This window comes from Variovorax sp. UMC13, assembly GCF_014170375.1.
Taxonomy (GTDB): domain Bacteria; phylum Pseudomonadota; class Gammaproteobacteria; order Burkholderiales; family Burkholderiaceae_C; genus Variovorax.
In genome coordinates this window covers 139,333-158,625 of sequence record NZ_LZZW01000024.1, presented here as the reverse complement: position 1 = coordinate 158,625, position 19,293 = coordinate 139,333, and the positions used below count along the sequence as shown (strand labels likewise).

At 69.5% G+C, this 19,293-nt stretch carries 17 protein-coding genes and 2 riboswitches; of the genes, 4 read left to right on the top strand and 13 right to left on the bottom strand.

Annotated elements, in window-relative coordinates:
- Window positions 1-26 precede the first annotated feature (26 nt).
- Window positions 27-494, bottom strand: coding sequence for a carboxymuconolactone decarboxylase family protein (locus A9977_RS20075; protein ID WP_183026642.1), 468 nt, complete (start codon window positions 492-494; stop codon window positions 27-29).
- A gap of 104 nt (window positions 495-598) precedes the next feature.
- A complete protein-coding gene (locus A9977_RS20070; protein WP_183026641.1) occupies window positions 599-2,017 on the bottom strand; it encodes a PLP-dependent aminotransferase family protein in 1,419 nt (472 codons plus the stop codon).
- A gap of 218 nt (window positions 2,018-2,235) precedes the next feature.
- Here A9977_RS20070 and A9977_RS20065 point away from each other — a divergent pair, with 218 nt between their 5' ends.
- Window positions 2,236-3,126 (top strand): DUF3014 domain-containing protein, encoded by an 891-nt coding sequence (locus A9977_RS20065; RefSeq protein ID WP_183026640.1) that lies wholly within the window; start codon window positions 2,236-2,238, stop codon window positions 3,124-3,126.
- 293 nt (window positions 3,127-3,419) lie between these two features.
- The gene (locus A9977_RS20060) at window positions 3,420-4,988 is read left to right on the top strand and encodes a TerC family protein (RefSeq protein WP_183026773.1); all 1,569 of its coding nucleotides are present in this window, start codon (window positions 3,420-3,422) and stop codon (window positions 4,986-4,988) included.
- 3 nt (window positions 4,989-4,991) lie between these two features.
- Here A9977_RS20060 and A9977_RS20055 read toward each other — a convergent pair whose 3' ends face one another.
- The 6 genes from A9977_RS20055 to A9977_RS20030 form a co-directional block, all read right to left on the bottom strand.
- Window positions 4,992-5,777 (bottom strand): SDR family oxidoreductase, encoded by a 786-nt coding sequence (locus A9977_RS20055; RefSeq protein ID WP_183026639.1) that lies wholly within the window; start codon window positions 5,775-5,777, stop codon window positions 4,992-4,994.
- A 44-nt stretch (window positions 5,778-5,821) separates the two neighbouring features.
- Window positions 5,822-8,722: an aminomethyl-transferring glycine dehydrogenase gene (gcvP, locus tag A9977_RS20050; protein WP_183026638.1), complete on the bottom strand. Its 2,901-nt coding sequence runs from the start codon at window positions 8,720-8,722 to the stop codon at window positions 5,822-5,824.
- Between the two features lie 167 nt (window positions 8,723-8,889).
- The gene (gene gcvH, locus A9977_RS20045) at window positions 8,890-9,261 is read right to left on the bottom strand and encodes a glycine cleavage system protein GcvH (protein ID WP_183026637.1); all 372 of its coding nucleotides are present in this window, start codon (window positions 9,259-9,261) and stop codon (window positions 8,890-8,892) included.
- A 63-nt stretch (window positions 9,262-9,324) separates the two neighbouring features.
- Complete coding sequence (gcvT, locus tag A9977_RS20040; protein WP_405054694.1) at window positions 9,325-10,419, bottom strand: glycine cleavage system aminomethyltransferase GcvT; 1,095 nt, start codon at window positions 10,417-10,419, stop codon at window positions 9,325-9,327.
- A 118-nt stretch (window positions 10,420-10,537) separates the two neighbouring features.
- Window positions 10,538-10,650: riboswitch (glycine riboswitch) on the bottom strand.
- A 20-nt stretch (window positions 10,651-10,670) separates the two neighbouring features.
- Window positions 10,671-10,747: riboswitch (glycine riboswitch) on the bottom strand.
- 38 nt (window positions 10,748-10,785) lie between these two features.
- Window positions 10,786-11,289 (bottom strand): hypothetical protein, encoded by a 504-nt coding sequence (locus A9977_RS20035; RefSeq protein ID WP_183026635.1) that lies wholly within the window; start codon window positions 11,287-11,289, stop codon window positions 10,786-10,788.
- An 85-nt stretch (window positions 11,290-11,374) separates the two neighbouring features.
- Complete coding sequence (locus A9977_RS20030; protein ID WP_183026634.1) at window positions 11,375-12,559, bottom strand: MFS transporter; 1,185 nt, start codon at window positions 12,557-12,559, stop codon at window positions 11,375-11,377.
- Window positions 12,560-12,654: 95 nt separating this feature from the next.
- Here A9977_RS20030 and A9977_RS20025 point away from each other — a divergent pair, with 95 nt between their 5' ends.
- Entirely contained in the window at window positions 12,655-13,452 is a 798-nt protein-coding gene (locus A9977_RS20025; protein ID WP_183026633.1) for a helix-turn-helix domain-containing protein, read from the top strand.
- Here A9977_RS20025 and A9977_RS20020 read toward each other — a convergent pair.
- The 5 genes from A9977_RS20020 to yjgA form a co-directional block, all read right to left on the bottom strand.
- On the bottom strand, window positions 13,440-14,717 hold the full coding sequence (locus A9977_RS20020) for a TRAP transporter large permease (RefSeq protein ID WP_183026632.1): 1,278 nt from the start codon (window positions 14,715-14,717) through the stop codon (window positions 13,440-13,442). The two genes, A9977_RS20025 and A9977_RS20020, sit on opposite strands and share 13 nt — an antisense overlap.
- 67 nt (window positions 14,718-14,784) lie before the next feature.
- On the bottom strand, window positions 14,785-15,279 hold the full coding sequence (locus A9977_RS20015; RefSeq protein ID WP_183026631.1) for a TRAP transporter small permease: 495 nt from the start codon (window positions 15,277-15,279) through the stop codon (window positions 14,785-14,787).
- An 87-nt stretch (window positions 15,280-15,366) separates the two neighbouring features.
- Entirely contained in the window at window positions 15,367-16,338 is a 972-nt protein-coding gene (locus A9977_RS20010; RefSeq protein WP_183026630.1) for a TRAP transporter substrate-binding protein, read from the bottom strand.
- Between the two features lie 142 nt (window positions 16,339-16,480).
- A complete protein-coding gene (mog, locus tag A9977_RS20005; protein ID WP_183026629.1) occupies window positions 16,481-17,086 on the bottom strand; it encodes a molybdopterin adenylyltransferase in 606 nt (201 codons plus the stop codon).
- Entirely contained in the window at window positions 17,083-17,739 is a 657-nt protein-coding gene (gene yjgA, locus A9977_RS20000; protein ID WP_183026628.1) for a ribosome biogenesis factor YjgA, read from the bottom strand. Before yjgA ends, mog begins: the two co-directional genes overlap by 4 nt.
- 69 nt (window positions 17,740-17,808) lie before the next feature.
- Between yjgA and pmbA the strand changes: the two genes are divergently transcribed.
- A complete protein-coding gene (gene pmbA / locus A9977_RS19995; RefSeq protein WP_183026627.1) occupies window positions 17,809-19,179 on the top strand; it encodes a metalloprotease PmbA in 1,371 nt (456 codons plus the stop codon).
- The last annotated feature ends 114 nt before the right edge of the window (window positions 19,180-19,293 follow it).

Sequence of the window (19,293 nt, the reverse complement as noted above, 5' to 3'; positions counted from 1 at the left end):
TTCGGTGCCGCCGTGGCCTTCCGGCCTCAGGCGCTGGCGGCTGCGACGGCCGCAGCGGGCGCCATGCGGAAGGAAACGCCGAAGCGGTTGAAGGCGTTCATCAAGGCGATCGCATAGCTCAGGTCGGCCAGCTCCTTGTTGTCGAAGGCGGCCGCGGCCGCCGCGTAGTCCGCATCGGGCACGCCGGTGTCGGCCACGCGCGTCACGCTTTCGGCCCAGGCCAGCGCAGCACGTTCGCGGGCGCTGAAGACCGCGCCGGCTTCCTGCCACACCGGCACCAGCACCAGCTTGTCGACCGCGAGGCCGGCCTTGAGCAGGTCGCGGGAGTGCATGTCGATGCAGAAGGCGCAGCCGTTGATCTGCGACACGCGCAGGTAGACCAGGTCGATCAGCGCCTTGGGCAGGCTGCCCTTGTGGACGGCGGTGTGCACGGCGCCGAAGGCCCTGTAGATGTCGGGCGAGACAGTGGTGTAGTCGATGCGAGAGGTCGTCATGGAAAGTCCTTGTGTTTGACGGTTGGAAAGGACTCCATGGTGCGTAATCTTGGCCTAGGCCAAAAGAGCCATGATCGATGTTTGCAGTTGGGCCATGAGGGCCCTCACATCAGGTCCAGGATGCGTCGCCCGAGCGCTTCCGCGGCCTGCCGCGATTCGATGTTGGTGAAGCCCAGCAGCAGGGCCGGGCTGCCCTGGTGGTCCTGGGTCCAGTGGGTCAGCGCTTCCGCATAGAGGCCGGCCTCGCGCATGCGCGCCGCCAGCTTGCGGTCCGAGCGCCGGCCCTGCAGACGCAGGATCAGGTGCATGCCGCCGGGCGGCGAATCGATGCGCATGCGCGACCCGAGCACGCTTTCCAGCCCCGCGCGGGCCGCGTCGCGGCGCTCCGCGTAGAGCTTGCGCATGCGCTGGATGTGGCGGGCGAAGTGGCCTTCGGTGATGAAGGCCGTGACGATGGCCTGCGTCAGCGCGGGGCTGCCGCCGGCGAAGGTCTGGAGCAGCTGCTCGAAGCGCTCGACCTGGGGCTGCGGCACCACCAGGTAGGCCAGCCGGATGCTCGGGAACAGCACCTTGCTGAAGGTGCCCGCATAGAGCACGCGCCCCTCGCGGTCCAGGCTCTTGAGCGCGGGCAGCGGGCGGCTCGCGTAGCGGTACTCGCCGTCGTAGTCGTCTTCGATGATCCAGGCCTCGTTGCGCGCGGCCCAGTCCAGCAGCGCCATGCGCCGGGGCAGCGACAGCGACACGCACAGCGGGCTCTGGTGCGCGGGCGTGACCACCGCCGCGCGCGCCCGCGGCGCGAGGCGCAGGCCTTCGGACACGACCAGGCCGTCGGCATCGACCGGCACCGGCACGCAGGCCATGCGCAGGTGCTGCAGCAAGGCCTTGGTCGGCGGGTAGCCGGGGTCTTCGAGCCAGACGCGGTCGCCGGCCTTGAGCAGGGCCAGCCCGATCAGTTCGATGCTGTGGCGGTAGCCCGAGGTCAGGAAGACCTGCGAGGGCGCGCACTGGATGCCCCGCGACACCTGCAGGTAGGACGCGATCTCGGCGCGCAGCGCGGGCAGGCCGTAGACGCTGGGATGCGCCATGTCGATCGGCTGCATCGCGCGCACGCAGCGCGCGCCCAGGCGCGCCCAGATCTTGCGCGGAAAGGCATCCAGCGCGGGCAGGCCCATCTGGAAGGGCAGCACGGTATCGGGACGGAAACCGAGCGCGGGCGTATGGCGCGCGGCGGCCACCTCGGGCGAAGGCGGGGTGCGCGGCTTCAGCCCTGGCGTGACGACGGTCCCGGCCTGGCCGCGGGCCTGGGTGTAGCCCTCGGCCGCCAGCAGCGCGTAGGCGGCTTCGATCGTGCCGCGTGCCAGGCCCAGTTCCTGGGTCAGCGCGCGCGCGGAGGGGATGCGGTCGCCGGGCTTGAGCAGGCCGCTCGCGATCGCGCCGCGAAAGCGCTCGTAGATCTGGCGGTACAGGGGGATGTCCGCCGCGGGGTCCCATGCGGACAGCGGACCGGTCTTCGCAGGGTTCATGGCAGCAGGGGGGAGGGAACTTTCCGGCCGCCATCGTACCCTTGTCATGGTCTTGCCCGACCCTCGCTTCACGGCGCTAGCATGTAGGCCATGGGAGGGCGAGGCCCATGCCCTGCGTTGCCCGCGGCTTACACACGGCGTTACGCCACCGCGGCGAGGCAGGGTTTCCAATGAACTGCATTGCCGCGCCTGCGGCGATGGAACCAAGGAACTGCCTCATGCCCGAACGCGAACCTTCCGACTTCCGGCCCGCGCGCGAGAGCTCGGCCTCGAAGATCGTCATCCTGGTGCTGCTCGCCATCGCCGCCGCGGGTGGTGGCTGGTACTGGTGGCAGCAGCGTGCCGAGCCGCCGCCCGCGCCACCGCCGGTCGCGGCCGCGGCACCCGCCGATGTGCCAGCGCCCCCGCCGCCGCCGGCCGCCACCGAGCCCCAGAACCCGATCGACGCGCTGGCCGAGCCCGATGCGGTGCTGCCCACGCTGGCCGGCTCCGACGCGCAGATCACCTCGGCGCTCAACGGCTGGCTGGGCGCCAAGCGCGTGGCCGCGATGCTCAACGTCGACGGCTTCGTGCGCCGCGTGGTGGCCACGGTCGACAACCTGCCACGGGCCCAGACGCCGTCGCGCCTGTGGCCGGTGCAGCCCACGCCCGAGCACTTCAGCGTGACGGGTGCGGCCGGGCCGACGCAGCACATCGACGCCGCCAATGCGGCGCGCTACGACGCCATCGTGGCCCTGGCCGAGGCCCTCGACGCGGAGCGCGTGGCCGCGCTCTACGCGCGCCTGTACCCCCTGTTCCAGCAGGCCTACGAGGAGCTGGGCTATCCGGGGCGCTACTTCAACGACCGGCTGGTGGCGACCATCGACCATCTGCTGGCCGCGCCCGAGCCCAGCGGCCCGGTCCCCGTCCAGCTGACCGAGGTGCGCGGCGAGTTCACCGCGACCCGGCCCTGGACGCGCTACGAGTTCGCCGATCCCGCGCTCGAATCGCTGTCGAGCGGGCAGAAGATGATGGTGCGCATGGGCGTGGCCCACGAGCGGCGGCTCAAGGCCGTGCTCAAGCGCTTCCGGGCGCAGGTCGCGACCGGCGAGATCGCGACCAAGCGCTGAGCGGCCGGCGGCCCTTGGCCTTGGGTGATGCGGGGCCTTTTCTGGTCGCGGGGGGAATGCCCCTAGACTTTCCGGGTGACATCTCTTTCAGAGCCGCCCAGTACGGCGCTGGCCCGAGCCAGCGACCCCCGTCTTTCTCCTGACGCGATGCGATCGCCGCATCGCCTCCTGCAAGCGCCTTCCCCCGCGTCCTTTCCCCCGTTCTTCCCCGCGCCCGGCATGGAATCCTCCATCCCGGGCCGCCGCCGTTCGTGCGTCGCCTCCTGCGCCGCGCTGTCTTCTCTTCTTCCATGATCGAACTTCTTTCCAACCCGGCCACCTGGGTCGGTCTTCTCACGCTGGTCGTGCTCGAGATCGTGCTCGGCATCGACAACCTGATCTTCATCGCCATCCTGGCGGAGAAGCTGCCGCCGCACCAGCGAGACCGGGCGCGCGTGATCGGCCTGAGCCTGGCGCTGCTGATGCGGCTGGCGCTGCTGTCGGTGATCTCGTGGCTGGTCACGCTGACCGCGCCGCTGTTCTCGGTCTGGGGCCACGGCTTCTCGGGGCGCGACCTGATCCTGCTGGGCGGCGGCCTGTTCCTGCTGTTCAAGGCCACCACCGAACTGCACGAGCGGCTCGAGGGCGTGACGCACGCGGCCACCGCCTCGCCGGTCTATGCGGGCTTCTCGCTGGTGGTGGCGCAGATCGTGGTGCTCGACGCGGTGTTCTCGCTCGACGCGGTGATCACCGCGGTGGGCATGGTCAACGACCTGCCGGTGATGATGGCGGCGGTGGTGATCTCGATCGGCATCATGCTGCTGGCGTCCAAGCCGCTCACGCGCTTCGTCAACGCGCACCCGACCGTGGTGGTGCTGTGCCTGAGCTTCCTCCTGATGATCGGCCTGAGCCTGGTCGCCGAGGGCCTGGGCTTCCACCTGCCCAAGGGCTACCTCTACGCGGCCATCGGCTTCTCGATCGTGATCGAGTTCTTCAACCAGCTCGCGCGCCGCAACTACGCCAAGCAGCAGGCGCGCCGGCCGCTGCGCGAACGCACGGCCGAATCGGTGCTACGGCTGCTGGGCGGCCAGCGGCGGGGGGCGGCGGAGGGTGCCGAGTCGAACACGGCCGTCGCCAGCGACGAAGCGGTGTTCGCCCCCGAAGAGCGCGACATGGTCAGCGGCGTGCTCAAGCTCGCGCAGCGCAAGGTCAGCTCCATCATGACGCTGCGCTCGGACATCTCCTGGGTCGACCTCGACGATCCCTCCGAGGCGATCCGCCAGCAGCTGCTCGACACGCCGCACGGCATGTTCCCGGTCTGCCGCGGCTCGCTCGACGAGGTGCTGGGCATCGCGCGCGCCAAGGACCTGCTGGGCGCGCTGCTCGCGCACGGCCGCATCGACCCGCTGACCGACCTGCGCCAGCCGATCTACGTGCCCGAGAGCGGGCCGGTGATGGGCCTGATCGACACCCTTCGCAATGCGCGCGGCCAGGTCGCGCTGGTGCACGACGAGTACGGCACCCTGCAGGGCATCGTCACGCCCATCGACGTGCTGGAGGCGATCGCGGGCGAGTTCCCCGACGAGGACGAGGCGCTGGAGATCCAGGCCATGGGCCCGGACCTCTGGCGCGTGGCCGGCGCGGCCGACCTGCACCAGCTCGAACGCATGCTCGGGACCGAGGGGCTGGTGAGCGAGGACGACAGCTACAGCTCGGCCGCGGGCTTCCTGCTGGCGCAGCTGGGGCGGGTGCCGGTGGTGGGCGAAACGCTGCGCCACGGCGTGTTCGAGTTCGCCGTGACCGACGCCGATGCGCAGCGCATCCGCCAGCTGGAGGTCCGGCGCATCGGGCGCGGCGACGCGGGCGAGGCCGCGCCGGCCTAAGGCTCAGCGCCGCTGCAGTTCGCTGCCGCCCATGAAGATCCGGTTGTGGACCGGCGCGATCACGAGTTCGTTGATGCACACGTGCGGCGGCATCTCGGCGATGAAGCGGATGGTGCGGCCCAGGTCTTCTTCCTGCAGCATCAGCGCCTTGTCCTCCGCGCTCGGCTCCACCGGCCGGTTCTTGAGGATCGGCGTGGCGACCTCGCCCGGGCACACCGAGGTGGCGCGCAGGCCGTGCACGCACTGCTCGATGTTGAAGTTGTGCGTCATCGCGATCAGGCCGGCCTTGCTCGCCACGTAGGCCGGGCCGGTGAGGAAGCTCTGGTGCCAGCCTGCGAAGGACGCGATGTTGATCACCGTGCCGCGGCGCCGCGCCTGCATGCCCTTGAGCACCGCCAGCGTGCAGAAGGTGACGCCGTTGAGGTTGATGTTCACCACCTTGGCGAAGGTGTCGCCGTCGGTCTCGCTCCAGAAGCGCTTGGGGAAATTGACGCCCGCGCTGTTGACCAGGATGTCGACGCCGCCGTGTTCGGCCTCGATGGCGGCCGCGACCTTGTCGACGGCGGGCCGGTCGCCCACATCGAGCGGCATGGCGCTGATGCGGCCCTGCGGCGCGCCCTTGGCTTCGGCCTCGGCCACCGCGGCCTCGAGCTTGGCGGCATCGCGCCCGGAGATCACGACGCGGCAACCCGCCTTCGCGAGGTCGATGGCGCCGGCCAGGCCGATGCCGCTGCCGCCCCCCGTGACCCAGGCGATCTGTCCGTCGAGTGGCTGCTTGCTTTGACTCATCGATGTCTCCGTGTGATTGCAGGAAACATCGATTGTGCCGGCGCTCAGGTGGTGGCGTAGTCTCCGACGGGCAGGCAGCTGCAGAACAGGTTGCGGTCGCCGTAGACGTTGTCGACCCGGCCGATCGGCGACCAGTACTTGGCCTGGCGCAGCGCGGCCAGCGGGTAGGCGCCGAGCTCGCGCGAGTAGGGGCGGGCCCACTCGGTCGTCATCAGGCTGGCGGCCGTGTGCGGCGCGTGCTTGAGCGGGTTGTCGTCCTGCGGCCAGACGCCTTCCTCGATGCGGCGGATCTCGCCGCGGATGGCGATCATCGCGTCGACGAAGCGGTCGAGCTCGGCCAGCGGTTCGCTCTCGGTCGGCTCGACCATCAGCGTGCCGGGCACCGGGAAGCTCAGCGTGGGCGCGTGGAAGCCGTAGTCGATCAGGCGCTTGGCCACGTCCTCGGCGGTCACGCCGCTGCTGTCCTTGAGCGGGCGCAGGTCGAGGATGCACTCGTGCGCCACATGGCCGTTGGGGCTGGCGTAGAGCGTGGGGTAGTGGTCCTTCAGGCGCGCGCTGATGTAGTTGGCCGAAAGGATCGCGGTCTCGGTCGCGGCCTGCAGGCCCTCGGCGCCCATCATGCGGCAGTACATCCAGCTGATCGGCAGCACCGCGGCATTGCCCAGCGGCGCGGCCGACACGGCGCCCGGGCCCTCGGAACCGATGCCCGCGGTCGCATGGCCGGGCAGGAAGGGCACCAGGTCCTCGACCACGCACACCGGGCCCACGCCCGGCCCGCCGCCGCCGTGCGGGATGCAGAAGGTCTTGTGCAGGTTCAGGTGGCTCACGTCGCCGCCGAACTCGCCCGGCGCGGCCACGCCTACCAGTGCGTTCATGTTGGCGCCGTCGACGTAGACCCGCCCGCCGTGCGAATGCACCAGCGCGCAGAGCTCCTTCACGCGGGTCTCGAACACGCCGTGGGTGCTGGGGTAGGTGATCATCACCGCCGCCAGGTGTTCGCTGTGCTTCTCGCAGGCGCGCTTGAGGTCGTCGAGGTCGACGTTGCCCTGCGCGTCGCAGGCGGTCACCACCACCTGCATGCCCACCATCTGCGCGCTGGCCGGGTTGGTGCCGTGCGCCGACGAGGGGATCAGGCAGATGTTGCGGCCGCCCTGGCCTTTGGAGGCATGGAAGGCCTTGATCGCCAGCAGGCCCGCGTACTCGCCCTGCGAGCCCGCGTTGGGCTGCAGGCTGATGCCCGCATAGCCCGTGGCCTCGCAGAGCCAGGCGCGCAGCTGTTCGTCGAGCTCGGCATAGCCCTGCAGCTGCTCGGCGGGCGCGAAGGGATGGATGTTGGCGAACTCGGGCCAGGTGATGGGGATCATCTCGCTGGTCGCGTTGAGCTTCATGGTGCAGCTGCCCAGCGGGATCATGCTGCGGTCGAGCGCGAGGTCCTTGTCCGAAAGGCTGCGGATGTAGCGCAGCATTGCGGTCTCGCTCTTGTGGGTGTTGAACACCGGGTGCGTGAGAAAGGCGCTGGTGCGGCGCAGGTCGGGCGGAATGCGCACCTCGGCGGTGTCGGCCAGCGTGTCGAAGCGCGGCATCGGCGTGCCGGTGCGCACGAACAGCGCCCAGAGCGTCTCGACGTCGGCGCGCGTGTGGGTCTCGTCGAGCGAGATGCCCAGGTGCTGCTGCAGCCGGTGGCGCAGGTTCACGCCCGCGCTGCGTGCGCGCTCGAGGATCGCCGAGGTGTCGTCGCCGCTCTTCACCGTGAGCGAGTCGAAGGCCGTGGCGTGGGCCAGTTCGAAGCCCATCTGCTCCAGGCCCGCGGCCAGCACGGCGGTGAGCGCGGCCACGCGCTGCGCGATGCGCAGGAGGCCCGCCGGGCCGTGGTAGACCGCGTACATGCTGGCCACCACCGCCGGCAGCACCTGCGCCGTGCAGATGTTCGAGGTGGCCTTCTCGCGCCGGATGTGCTGCTCGCGCGTCTGCAGCGCGAGCCGGTAGGCGGGGGCGCCGTGCACGTCGACGCTCACGCCCACCAGCCGGCCCGGCAGCGAGCGCTTGAAGGCGTCGCGGCAGGCCAGGTAGGCGGCGTGCGGGCCGCCGTTGCACATCGGCATGCCGAAGCGCTGGGTGGTGCCGCAGACGATGTCGGCGTCCCATTCGCCTGGGGGCGTGAGCAGCGTCAGCGCCAGCAGGTCGGCCGCGACGCACAGCGCCGCGCCGCAGGCATGCGCGTGGCCGGCCAGCGGGCGCAGGTCGTGGACCTGGCCGGTGGTGGCCGGGTATTGCGCGAGCACGCCAAAGAAGGCGCAGCTCGCCATCAGGTGCGGCAGGGTTTCCGAGGCGGTGCTGACCTTGATCTCGATGCCCAGCGGCGCGGCGCGCGTGCGCAGCACCTCGATGGTCTGCGGATGGCAGTCGCCCGCCACCAGGAAGATGTTGCTCTTGCTCTTGACGCTGCGTTTGGCCAGCGTCATGGCCTCGGCCGCCGCGGTGGCCTCGTCGAGCATCGAGGCGTTGGCGATCGCCATGCCGGTCAGGTCGCAGACCAGGGTCTGGAAGTTGACCAGCGCCTCCATGCGGCCCTGCGAGATCTCGGCCTGGTAGGGCGTGTAGGCCGTGTACCAGGCCGGGTTCTCGAGGATGTTGCGCAGGATCACGCCGGGCGTGTGCGTGCCGTAGTAGCCCTGGCCGATGAAGTTGCGCGCTACCTTGTTCTTCGCCGCCATCTTGCGCAGCTCCGCCAGCGCATCGGCCTCGCTCGCCGCGGGCGGCAGCCGCATCGGCTTCGAGCGGCGGATGGCCGCGGGCACGATGCCGTCGATCAGCTCCTGCCGCGTGGCCGAGCCGATGACCGGCAGCATGCGCGCCTCGTCCGCGGGCTCGATGCCGATGTGGCGGGCGATGAACTCGTCGGCGGTATCGAGTTCGCGCAGGGTGGGGAAGGCGGTGGAGGGCATGGCGGTGGGAGGAAGACGGGAGGGGACGGGTACGGGTACAGGACGCAGAGGACGCGGAGGTTTCGCAGAAGGCGCAAAAGAAATACCAAATTCCTCTTCGGATTTTTCTGCGTCCTCTGCGCAATCTTTGCGTCCTCTGCGTCCGGATGTCCGCTTTCAGCGGCGCATCAGGATTCGGCGGCGAACTTGTCGTAGTCGGCCGCTTCCAGCAGCGCATCGAGCTGCGCCGGTTCGCTGAGCTTGACCTTGAAGAACCAGCCGCTGGCCAGCGGGTCGCTGTTGGCCAGCGAGGGGTCGGCGCGCAGCGCTTCGTTGACTTCGGTGATCTCGCCCGACACGGGCATGAACACGTCGGCCGCGGCCTTGACCGACTCGACGACGCCGGCGACTTCGCCCTGCGCAAAGGTCTTGCCGACCTCGGGCAGGTCGACGAAGACCACGTCGCCCAGCGCGTCCTGTGCGTGCACGGTGATGCCGACGGTGGCGGCATCGCCTTCGGCCGCGACCCATTCGTGGTCCTTGGTGTACTTGATGCTCATGGTGAAAAGACTCCTCGTGGAAAAAATGTTCAGGGGTGCAGAGCCTAGCCGGCTCCGCGGGCTTCAGCCGCGGAAGTAGCGGGTCGGAACGAAAGGCAGCGTCGAGACTTCCATCGGCACCGGCTTGCCGCGCACGATGGCCTGCACGCGCGTGCCGGGCTCGGCAAAGGCGGTGGCGACGTAGCCCATGGCGATGCAGCGGTCGGCCGTGGGGCCGAGCAGGCCGCTGGTGACGCTGCCGATGTCGTGGCCCTCGAAGGACTGCAGCAGCGTGCCGTCGCGCACCGGAATGCGTTCCAGCGCGACCAGGCCCACGCGCTTGCGCTTCAAGGTGTGGTGGTCGGTGTGGCCTGCGGCGCCGGTCGTGGCGGCGGCGAGCTGGGCCAGGATCCGGTCGGCACCCGGGAAGCCGCCGGCACGCGCACCGCCCGCGCGGCGCACCTTCTGGATCGCCCAGTTGAGCGAGGCCTCGACCGGTGTGGTCGTGGTGTCGATGTCGTTGCCGTAGAGGCACAGGCCGGCCTCGAGCCGCAGCGAGTTGCGCGCGCCCAGGCCGATGGGCTGGACCTCGGGCTGGGCCAGCAGCAGGCGGGCCAGGGCTTCGGCGTCCTGGGCGGCCACCGAGATCTCGAAGCCGTCCTCGCCGGTGTAGCCGCTGCGCGTGACGAAGGCCGCGATGCCGCCGATCTGCACCGCGCCGCCGGTCATGAACACGAATCGCTCGATGCCCGGCGACAGCCGCGCCAGCGTGGCCGCGGCCTGCGGGCCCTGCAGGGCGAGCAGCGCGTGCTCGGGCAGGGGCTGCACCGCGCAGCGCGCACCGATCCGCTGCCGGATGTGGGCGATGTCGGCCACCTTGCAGGCGCCGTTGACGATCACGAAGAGCGAATCGTGGCCTTCGTTGAAGAACATCAGGTCGTCGAGGATGCCGCCCTCGTCGTCGAGCAGCAGGCCGTAGCGCTGCTTGCCCGGCGCCAGGTCGACCACGTCGACCGGCATCAGGGTCTCGAAGGCGGCCGCGGCGTCGGGGCCGACCAGGCGCAGCTGGCCCATGTGCGAGATGTCGAACAGGCCGGCGGCGGTGCGCGTGTGTTTGTGTTCGGCCATCAGGCCGGCCGGGTACTGCACCGGCATCGAATAGCCGGCGAAGGGCACCATGCGAGCGCCGAGTTCGACGTGGAGGTCGTACAGGGGCGTCTTGAGAAGCTGGATGTCGGAGGAAGCAGCCACGGGGCACTCCAAAGGGGCAGTCGAAATCCATGGCGCAATGCCACGGGCCACCCCTGCTGTCCGCTTTACCTGAGAGATTCGCCCCACGATCGGGGTTTGCTCCTTCGGTGGGCCGCTGCATCGTTTCCGGTACGGCGGCCTCTCTCCAGCAAGGAAACGCCGGTGGTCACCGGCGCCTCGTCAGTCCTTTTGCCTGAGCGTTCGGGGAAACCCCCTGCGCCTTCGGCGGCCCCGTCGCGCGGGGCTCTCTCCTGACCCCGCGAGTGTAGTGGATCGCCGGGGCCCGGCGGCGGGTCAGTGAACGATGTCGGTGAGCGGCAGCAGCCGGTCGATGCGCTCGCGCAGCGAGTCGGCGCGTTCCGCGCCCGCGCTCTTCTCGACCTCGGCCAGCATCAGCGCGGCGATCTCCAGCATCGACTCGCGGTCGCGCGCCTCGCGCAGCGCGTCGCGGATCTGCTGCGCGAGCGCCGGGTCGCGGCGCACGAACATGCGTTCGCAGATGTCGAACAGGAACATGCGCGTGGTGGCCAGCGAGCGCTTGCCGTCGAAGGTGTCGGCCGCGTTGGCCGGCGGCAGCGGCACCGCCACGGGTGGCGCCTCCGGCGCCTGCAGGTAGCCCCTCTGCACCAGCGCCTCGATCGCCTGCGCGGCCTCGTCCCGGTTGCTGAACAGCGAGCTGAAGTCGCTCAGCGTGCGCCGGCCGTCGGCCATCAGCAGGAGTGCGCGCTCGCGCTGGCTCAGGGTGCGCCGCCCGCCATGCAGTTCGTCGCGCGCCTTGTCGGTCTTGGTGGGGAACATGGCAGCCACGGCCTCGGGAGAGCAGGGAGCGCAGCATCGCCCGCCGCGGTGACATCCTCGTGAATGTCCCGCGGCACCCGTCGCCTCAGGCCGCGGCGGCTTCGGGCGCGATCGTTTGCGGCGTCCGGTTGCGCATGCGCAGCGCCAGCACGGTCGCGACGCAGAGCACGCCCAGCACCGCGGTCAGCGTGACGCCGAGGCCGCGCGCATCCGACAGCATGCCGAACAGCGGCGACACCAGCCCGCCCACCGACAGCGCCAGCCCCAGCGTGATGCCGCTGGCCGTGGCCGGATTGCGCGGCAGGTAGTCCTGCGCCAGCGTGACCTGCGCCGCGAAGGGCAGGAACATGCTCATGCCCAGCAGCCCGGTGCAGGCCAGGGCCCAGCCGGCCGTCGGTGCCAGCACCAGGCCGGCAAGCGAAGGCAGCGCGAGCAGGTAGCCGGTGCGGATGGTGCCCATGCGGCCGATGCGGTCGCCGAGCCAGCCGCCCAGCAGCACGCCCGCCGCGCCCGCGGCCGTGAAGCCGGTCAGGGCGGCCGCGCCCTGGAAGCTGGTGCCGTGCAGGTCGCGCGTGATGCGCAGCGACAGCATCGACAGCACCGTGACATAGGGGATCGACCAGCCCACGATGGTGGCCACCAGCAGGCTGAAGGCGCGCCAGTCGTTGTGCGGCTTCAGCAGATGGCTGCCGGCCTGGCGCGCTGCGGCGGCCTTGGCCGCGGACGCGGCACCGCGGCCGGCATTGGCGACCATCCACACGATGCCCATCGCCAGCGCGGGCAGGCCCAGCAGGTAGCTGCGCGACAGGCCGCCGCCGCCGACCACCGTGGCGGCCAGCACCGGCGCGAAGGAAGCGCCGATGGTGCCGCCGACCGAGAACACGCTCATCGCCTTCTGCGAGGCGCCGCCGGCCGCGCGCGCGGCCACGGTGGCCGGCGGATGGTAGGCCGCGATGCCCAGTCCGCACAGCACCATGGCGATCCAGGTCAGCAGGTAGCTCTGGCTCAGGCCCGCCAACACCAGGCCCAGCGCGGCCACCAGGAAGCCGGTGGGCACCAGCCAGCTGCGCGGATGGCGGTCGGCATAGAGGCCGAACAGCGGCTGCACCACGCTCGACAGGCCGGTGGCCGCGAGCATCAGGCCGCTCACGGCCGTGTAGCTGTAGCCGCGCTCCAGCACCATGAAGGGCAGCAGCGCGGGCACCAGGCCCTGGTAGAGGTCATTGACGGCATGGGTGCCGGTGAGCAGCCCGAGTCGGCGCTTGTTCATTCGATCGCTTCTTTCATGTGTGCCTGAGGGAAAAAGGCATCGTAGAAAGCGATGGAAAGATGATCTCGCTACGAATCGGCAAGAATCGTCGCGAAATGGACAAAGCGATCCCGCCGCTCAACCTGCGCCCCGAAGAGGGCGAGTCGACCCCGCGTGCCGTCGCGGTGCTGGCCACCGATCCCGACGGCGACGCCTTCATCCCGCCGCACACGCACCGGCGCGGACAGCTGATCCATGCCATCTCGGGCGTGATGCTGGTGAGCGCCGCGGCCGGCAGCTGGGTGGTGCCCACGGGGCGCGGCGTGTGGGTGCCGGGCGGCATGGAACACCAGATCCGGATGGCGGGCCAGGTGCGCATGCGCACCGTCTTCGTCGAGCCCGGCATGCGCGCGGACCTGGGCCGCCACTGCCGCGTGATCGAGGTCGGCGAACTGCTGCGCACGCTGATCGTCACGGCCGCCGCGCTGCCGCTGGACTACGCGCCGGGCGGCCGCGACGAGCGCGTGATGGAACTGATGCTCGACGAGATCGAGGCCGCGCCCGCCCTGTCGCTGCACGTGCCCATGCCACGCCATGCGCGCCTGGCCGGGCTGTGCGAAGAACTGGTGCGCGATCCTTCGCTGCCCGCCACGCTCGACGACTGGGCGCTGCGGCTGCACATGAACCCCCGCACGCTGGCGCGGCTGTTCCAGCGCGAGACCGGCATGAACTTCGGCGCCTGGTGCCGCCAGGCGCGGCTGCTGCTGAGCCTGCCGAAGCTGGCGGGCGGGGCGTCGATCCTGGCGGTGGCGCTGGCCCACGGCTACGAGAGCCCGAGCGCCTTCACGGCGATGTTTCGGCGCACGCTCGGCGTGCCGCCGAGCGCGTACCTGCGCCGCGACTACCTGGCGTAGACCAGGTCGCGCAGGGCCAGCGAGACCCAGGGCACGTAGGTGATCACCATCAGGCAGGCCAGGATCACCAGCACGAAGGGGATCAGGTGCCTCACGATGCGGTCGAGCGAGATGCGCGCCACCGTGCAGGCCGCGAACAGGTTCACGCCGAAGGGCGGCGTGATCATGCCGAGCGCGAGGTTGACCACCATGATCAGCCCGAAGTGCACCGGGTCGATGCCGAAGTGCACCGCCACCGGCGCGAGGATCGGCGCCAGCACGATGATGGCCGCGCTGGTCTCGATGAACATGCCGATGATGAACAGCGCCGCGTTCACGCCCAGCAGGAACATGGCCGGCGACTTGAGCACTTCCTGCAGCCAGTGGCCGATGGCGTCGGGCACGCCGGCGCGCGTGATCAGGAAGGCGAACAGCCCCGCGTTGGCGATGATGAACATGATCACCGCCGACGACAGCACCGACTTGCGCAGGATCACGTAGAGGTCGGTGAGCTTGATTTCGCGGTAGATCACCACGCCCACGACCAGCGCATAGAACACCGCCACGGCCGAGGCTTCGGTCGGCGTGAAGATGCCGCCGTAGATGCCGCCCAGGATGATCACCGGCATCAGCAGGGCCCAGCCGGCCTGCCACAGCGCGCGGCCGAAGGGCATGCGGCCTTCGCCGTCGTTCTTGCCCCAGCCCTTCCACTTGCAGTAGATCCAGACGAAGAGCATCAGTGCGAGGCTGATCAGGATGCCCGGGCCGAAGCCCGCGATGAACAGTTCGCCGATCGAGACCTCGGCGCTCACGCCGTAGAGGATCATCGGGATCGACGGCGGAATGATCACGCCCAGCTCCGCGCTGGTGGCCTGCAAGGCCGCCGCATACGAAGTCGGGTAGCCGTGCTTGATGAGCGCCGGAATCAGGATCGCGCCGATCGCGAAGGTGGTCGCCACCGACGAGCCCGAGACCGCCGCGAAGATCATGCAGGTCAGCACGCAGGTCATCGGCAGGCCGCCCTGCACGCCGCCCACGATGCTCTTGGCGAACTCCACCAGCCGGCGCGAGATGCCGCCGGTCTCCATCAGGTTGCCCGCGAGGATGAAGAAGGGGATCGCCGCCAGCGGAAACTTGTTGATCGAGCTGAAGATCTCCTTGGCGGAGATCAGCATGTTGGCGCCCGACACCTGGATGCCCACCACCGAAGCCAGGCCGATGGACACCGCCACCGAAACCGACAGTGCGAAGCAAAGCACCATCGTCATCACCATCACTGGCGTCATGATTTCACCCCCAGGCGTGGCGCCGGGTGCGCGTGCCGCGCTGCGAGGGACCGGTTCGTCGCTGTGCTCATTGCGCGGTCTCCAGCTCGAGCCGCTTCGGGTCGAGGAAATTGCCGGCGATGCCGAACAGGGAAAAGACGGCGCCGACCGGCAGCGCGAGGTAGGCCCAGACCATCGACAGGCTCTCCAGCCCGGCCATGGTCTGTACGCGACCGCGCATCGCGTAGTCCCAGCCATACCAGAGGATCACCAGCATCAGCGTCAGGGCGGCGATGCTCACGACCGCATCGAGCACGCGGCGAAAGCGCGGCGGGCTCCAGCGGTAGAGCACGTCCACGCTCACCATCGCACCCTGGCGGAAGGCCATGGGAATGCCGAGGAAGACCATCCAGATCAGGCTCACCCGGATCAGGATCTCGCTCCATTCGGCGGGTTGTTCGAGCACGAAGCGCGTGACGATCTGGAACACGCCCAGTGCCGAGGCGACCACCAGCATCAGGCAGGCGAGCACCATCGACGCCGTCGTCGTCCAGCGCTCCAATCCAAGGAATTTTTCTTTCATCTCAAAGCCGTTCGAGAAACCAAAAAAAAGCCCGCCGATCGAGCGGCGGGCCCCCGACCATCCCCGCAGGGGACGGCTGCCCGAGCGTCACTGCACGTTGCGAATCTTGTCGAGGTTGGCCTTGCCGAACTGCTTCTCGAAGTCGGCATTGACCGGTGCCAGCATCGCGACGAACTTCGCCTTGTCGATGTTGTCGATCACGGTCATGCCCTGGGCGCGGAGTTCCTTCACGCCGTTGGCGTCGTCCTGGTCGACGCGGTCGCGGTTGGCCTTGACGGCCACCTTGGCGGCTTCGAGGAAGGCGGTCTTGTCGGCGGCGCCGAGCTTGTCGAAGGCGGCCTTGTTCATCACAAAGATGCAGGGCGAGTAGACATGGCCGGTCAGCGTCAGGTGCTTCTGCACCTGCGAGAACTTGGCCGACATGATCACCGGCAGCGGGTTCTCCTGGCCGTCGACCGTGCCCTGCTGCAGCGCGGTGAAGACCTCGGGGAAGGCCATCGGCGTGGTGATGATGCCCAGGCCCTTGTACGCGGCGATGTGCACCGGGTTCTCCATGGTGCGCATCTTCAGGCCCTTGAGGTCCTCGGGCGCCTTCACGTCACGCTTGCTGTTGGTCATGTGGCGGAAGCCGTTCTCGGCCCATGCCAGCGCCTTGAAGCCCTTGGCGTCGAACTTGCCGAGCAGGTCCTGGCCGATCGGGCCGTCGAGCACGGCGCGCGCATGCGCCTTGTCGCGGAACAGGAAGGGCACATCGAGGATCTTGGTCTCGGGCACGAAGTTGGGCACCGGACCGGTCGACGAGAAGGCCAGTTCCTGCGTGCCGAGCTGCACCGCCTCGATCGACTCGCGCTCGCCGCCCAGCGAGCCGTTGTAGAAGGTCTCGACCTTGTAGCGGCCGTTGGTGCGGGCCGCGACTTCCTTGGCGAAGGTGTCGATCGCCACGCCCTGGTGCGAGTTCTGTGCCGTCGAGATGCTGATCTTCATCGTGGACTGTGCGAACGCGGCGCAGGCCATGCCCATTCCCAGGACCAGGCCGGCGGCCAGTCGGGTCAACTTCATGCGGTGTCTCCTGTGATTGAAAGACTGCAGGACGGGGCGCTCCCGGTGTGCAGACAAGCAACGACTATGCCGCACGCTGCTGCACTGCAGCGTCGGGATTTGTACGGGGAGAAGACACCTTTGCAGGCGCCTTGGAGACAGTTCAGGCCGCGCGCGCGGGCCGGATCGCCGATTTGGGCCGGAAGGCCTTGCACACCGTGTCGTCGGTTTCCAGGTACGGGCCGCCGATCAGGTCGATGCAGTAGGGCACGGCCGCGAAGATGCCGGGCACGGCCTGCGAGCCGTCGGCGTTCTTCAGGCCCTCGAGGGTCTCGGCGATGGCCTTGGGCTGGCCGGGCAGGTTGAGGATCAGGCTGCGCTCACGGATCACGGCAACCTGGCGCGAGAGGATCGCGGTCGGCACGAAGCGCAGGCTGATCTGGCGCATCTGCTCGCCGAAGCCGGGCATTTCCTTGTGCGCCACCGCCAGCGTGGCCTCGGGCGTGACGTCGCGCAGCGCGGGGCCGGTGCCGCCGGTGGTCAGCACCAGCGAACAGCCGGCGTCGACCAGCTCGATCAGCGTGGCGCTGATGCCGGCCTGCTCGTCGGGGATCAGCCGGGCCTCGAAGTCGATCGGGTTGCGCAGCGCGCGGCTCAGCCAGTCTTTCAGCGCCGGCAGGCCCTTGTCCTCGTAGACGCCGCCCGAGGCGCGGTCGCTGACCGAGACGATGCCGATGCGCACCGGCGCCAGGGCCGTGCTGTCGGTCATGCGTCGCGCGCCTGCGATTCCTCGCCGGCTTCGGTGGCGCGGTCGTCGCCGCCATGGACGGACAGCTGGGCGCGCACCAGCTGGAAGATCTCGCGGTAGGCCTTGCCCTGGCGCGGCGCCTCGCCGGGCTTGCCGGCCTTGAGGTCCTTGCGGGCCTGGCGCACCAGGGCGCGCAGCTGCTGGCTGTCGGTGTCGGGGTGGGTCTCGATCCAGCCGCCCAAGGAGTCGTCGTCTGCGATCAGCTGGTCGCGCCAGCGCTCGGCCTCGTGCAGCACGGCGATGTCCTCGGCCGGGCCGCGGTGCTGCTCGTCGAGCGCGGCGCGCACGGCGTCGAGCACGCCGGCGTCCTGCAGGCGCATCAGCTTGCCGATGAACTGCATCTGGCGGCGCTTGCCTTCGAAATTGGTGATACGGCGGGCCTCGATGACGGCGTCGCGCAGCTTTTCGCCGATCGGGAGCTTGTCGAACAGGCCGGCGCGCAGGTCGAGCAGGTCTTCGCCGAGCTTCTGCAGCTCGGCGCTTTCACGCTTGAGGTCGGTCTTGCTGGCGTCGTCGGTGCCCTTGAGCTCGCGTTTGAGCTGAAGATCGAGCTCGCTGCCTTCTGCAACGAACTCTCCACGGACGAAATAGCCTTTTTTGGGTTTGCGGGACATGCGTGAATCCTGGGCCGCAAAGGACCGCGCGATAAGAAAACTGGGGGCGACAAGTATCATAGCCAACACATGACGACATCCTCCACGCGCCCCGCGTCCGGCTTTGCCTACAGCCGCTCCTTCTTCGAAGACCTGGTCGACTCGGCCTTGGCCCATGCCAAGAAGCTCGGCGCCACCAACGCCGGGGCGGAAGCCTCCGAAGGCTGCGGCCTGAGCGTCTCGGTGCGCAAGGGCGAACTCGAGAACGTCGAGCGCAACCGCGACAAATCCCTGGGCATCACCGTCTACGTCGGCAACCGCCGCGGCAACGCCAGCACCTCCGACTTTTCCGGCGCCGCCATCGAGCAGACGGTGCAGGCGGCCTACGACATCGCGCGCTTCACCGCCGAAGACCCGGTCGCCGGCCTGCCCGACGAGGCCGACATCGTGCGCGAACAGCCCGACCTCGACCTGTTCCACCCCTGGGACATCGACAGCGAAGGGGCCGCCAGGCTGGCGCTCGAGTGCGAGGCCGCCGCCCTGTCGACCGACAAGCGCATCACCAACAGCGAAGGCGCGGGCGTCTCGGCCCAGCAGAGCCACTTCTTCAGCGCCCACACCCACGGCTTCCGGGGCGGCTATGCCAGCTCGCGCCACTCGATCTCGGTGGCGCCCATCGCTGGCAAGGGCAACGACATGCAGCGCGACGCCTGGTACAGCTCGATGCGCTCGGCCGACGAACTGGCCAGCCCGCAGGCCGTGGGCCGCTATGCGGCCGAACGCGCGCTGTCGCGCCTGAAGTCGCGCAAGATCAAGACCACCGAGTGCCCGGTGCTGTTCGAATCGCCACTCGCGGCCGGCCTGCTGGGCGGCCTGGTGCAGGCCACCAGCGGCGGCGCGCTCTACCGCAAGAGCACCTTCCTGGTCGATTCGCTGGGCAAGCCGGTGCTGCCCGATCACATCGACGTGTCCGAAGACCCGCACCTGCTGCGCGGCAAGGGCAGCGCCCCCTTCGACGACGAGGGCGTGACCACCCGGGCGCGCAAGGTGGTCGACGCCGGCCGGCTCGAAGGCTACTTCCTCAGCACCTACTCGGCGCGCAAGCTGGGCATGAAGACCACCGGCAACGCCGGCGGCTCGCACAACCTGGTGTTGAGCTCGCGCCTGACCAAGGCCGGCGACGACCTCGACGAGATGCTGCGCAAGCTGGGCACCGGCCTGTTCGTGATCGAACTCATGGGCCAGGGCGTGAACTACGTGACCGGCGACTACTCGCGCGGCGCCAGCGGCTTCTGGGTCGAGAAGGGCCGCATCGCGTTCCCGGTGCAGGAGATCACCATCGCCGGCAACCTCAAGGACATGCTGATGGGCATCCAGGCCGTGGGCGCCGACACCTACAACTACGGTGCCAAGACCACGGGCTCGCTGCTGATCAACCGGATGAAGATCGCCGGCGCCTGAACGGGCCCGGGCGCGCCGGCACGCGCCACACAGCATAAGCAAACACGCTGGCCTTGTTTGCGCATGCGCGCATCCGTGGTCCCATGCGGGCGCCGCGCGATCCGCTCGTTTCGA

Coding starts and splice junctions, on each gene's coding strand:
- A9977_RS20075 (WP_183026642.1), bottom strand. CDS start 494: ATGACGACCTCTCGCATCGACTACACCACTGTCTCGCCCGACATCTAC.
- A9977_RS20070 (WP_183026641.1), bottom strand. CDS start 2,017: ATGAACCCTGCGAAGACCGGTCCGCTGTCCGCATGGGACCCCGCGGCG.
- A9977_RS20065 (WP_183026640.1), top strand. CDS start 2,236: ATGCCCGAACGCGAACCTTCCGACTTCCGGCCCGCGCGCGAGAGCTCG.
- A9977_RS20055 (WP_183026639.1), bottom strand. CDS start 5,777: ATGAGTCAAAGCAAGCAGCCACTCGACGGACAGATCGCCTGGGTCACG.
- gcvP (WP_183026638.1), bottom strand. CDS start 8,722: ATGCCCTCCACCGCCTTCCCCACCCTGCGCGAACTCGATACCGCCGAC.
- gcvH (WP_183026637.1), bottom strand. CDS start 9,261: ATGAGCATCAAGTACACCAAGGACCACGAATGGGTCGCGGCCGAAGGC.
- gcvT (WP_405054694.1), bottom strand. CDS start 10,419: ATGGTGCCCTTCGCCGGCTATTCGATGCCGGTGCAGTACCCGGCCGGC.
- A9977_RS20035 (WP_183026635.1), bottom strand. CDS start 11,289: ATGTTCCCCACCAAGACCGACAAGGCGCGCGACGAACTGCATGGCGGG.
- A9977_RS20030 (WP_183026634.1), bottom strand. CDS start 12,559: ATGAACAAGCGCCGACTCGGGCTGCTCACCGGCACCCATGCCGTCAAT.
- A9977_RS20025 (WP_183026633.1), top strand. CDS start 12,655: ATGGACAAAGCGATCCCGCCGCTCAACCTGCGCCCCGAAGAGGGCGAG.
- A9977_RS20020 (WP_183026632.1), bottom strand. CDS start 14,717: ATGACGCCAGTGATGGTGATGACGATGGTGCTTTGCTTCGCACTGTCG.
- A9977_RS20015 (WP_183026631.1), bottom strand. CDS start 15,279: ATGAAAGAAAAATTCCTTGGATTGGAGCGCTGGACGACGACGGCGTCG.
- A9977_RS20010 (WP_183026630.1), bottom strand. CDS start 16,338: ATGAAGTTGACCCGACTGGCCGCCGGCCTGGTCCTGGGAATGGGCATG.
- mog (WP_183026629.1), bottom strand. CDS start 17,086: ATGACCGACAGCACGGCCCTGGCGCCGGTGCGCATCGGCATCGTCTCG.
- yjgA (WP_183026628.1), bottom strand. CDS start 17,739: ATGTCCCGCAAACCCAAAAAAGGCTATTTCGTCCGTGGAGAGTTCGTT.
- pmbA (WP_183026627.1), top strand. CDS start 17,809: ATGACGACATCCTCCACGCGCCCCGCGTCCGGCTTTGCCTACAGCCGC.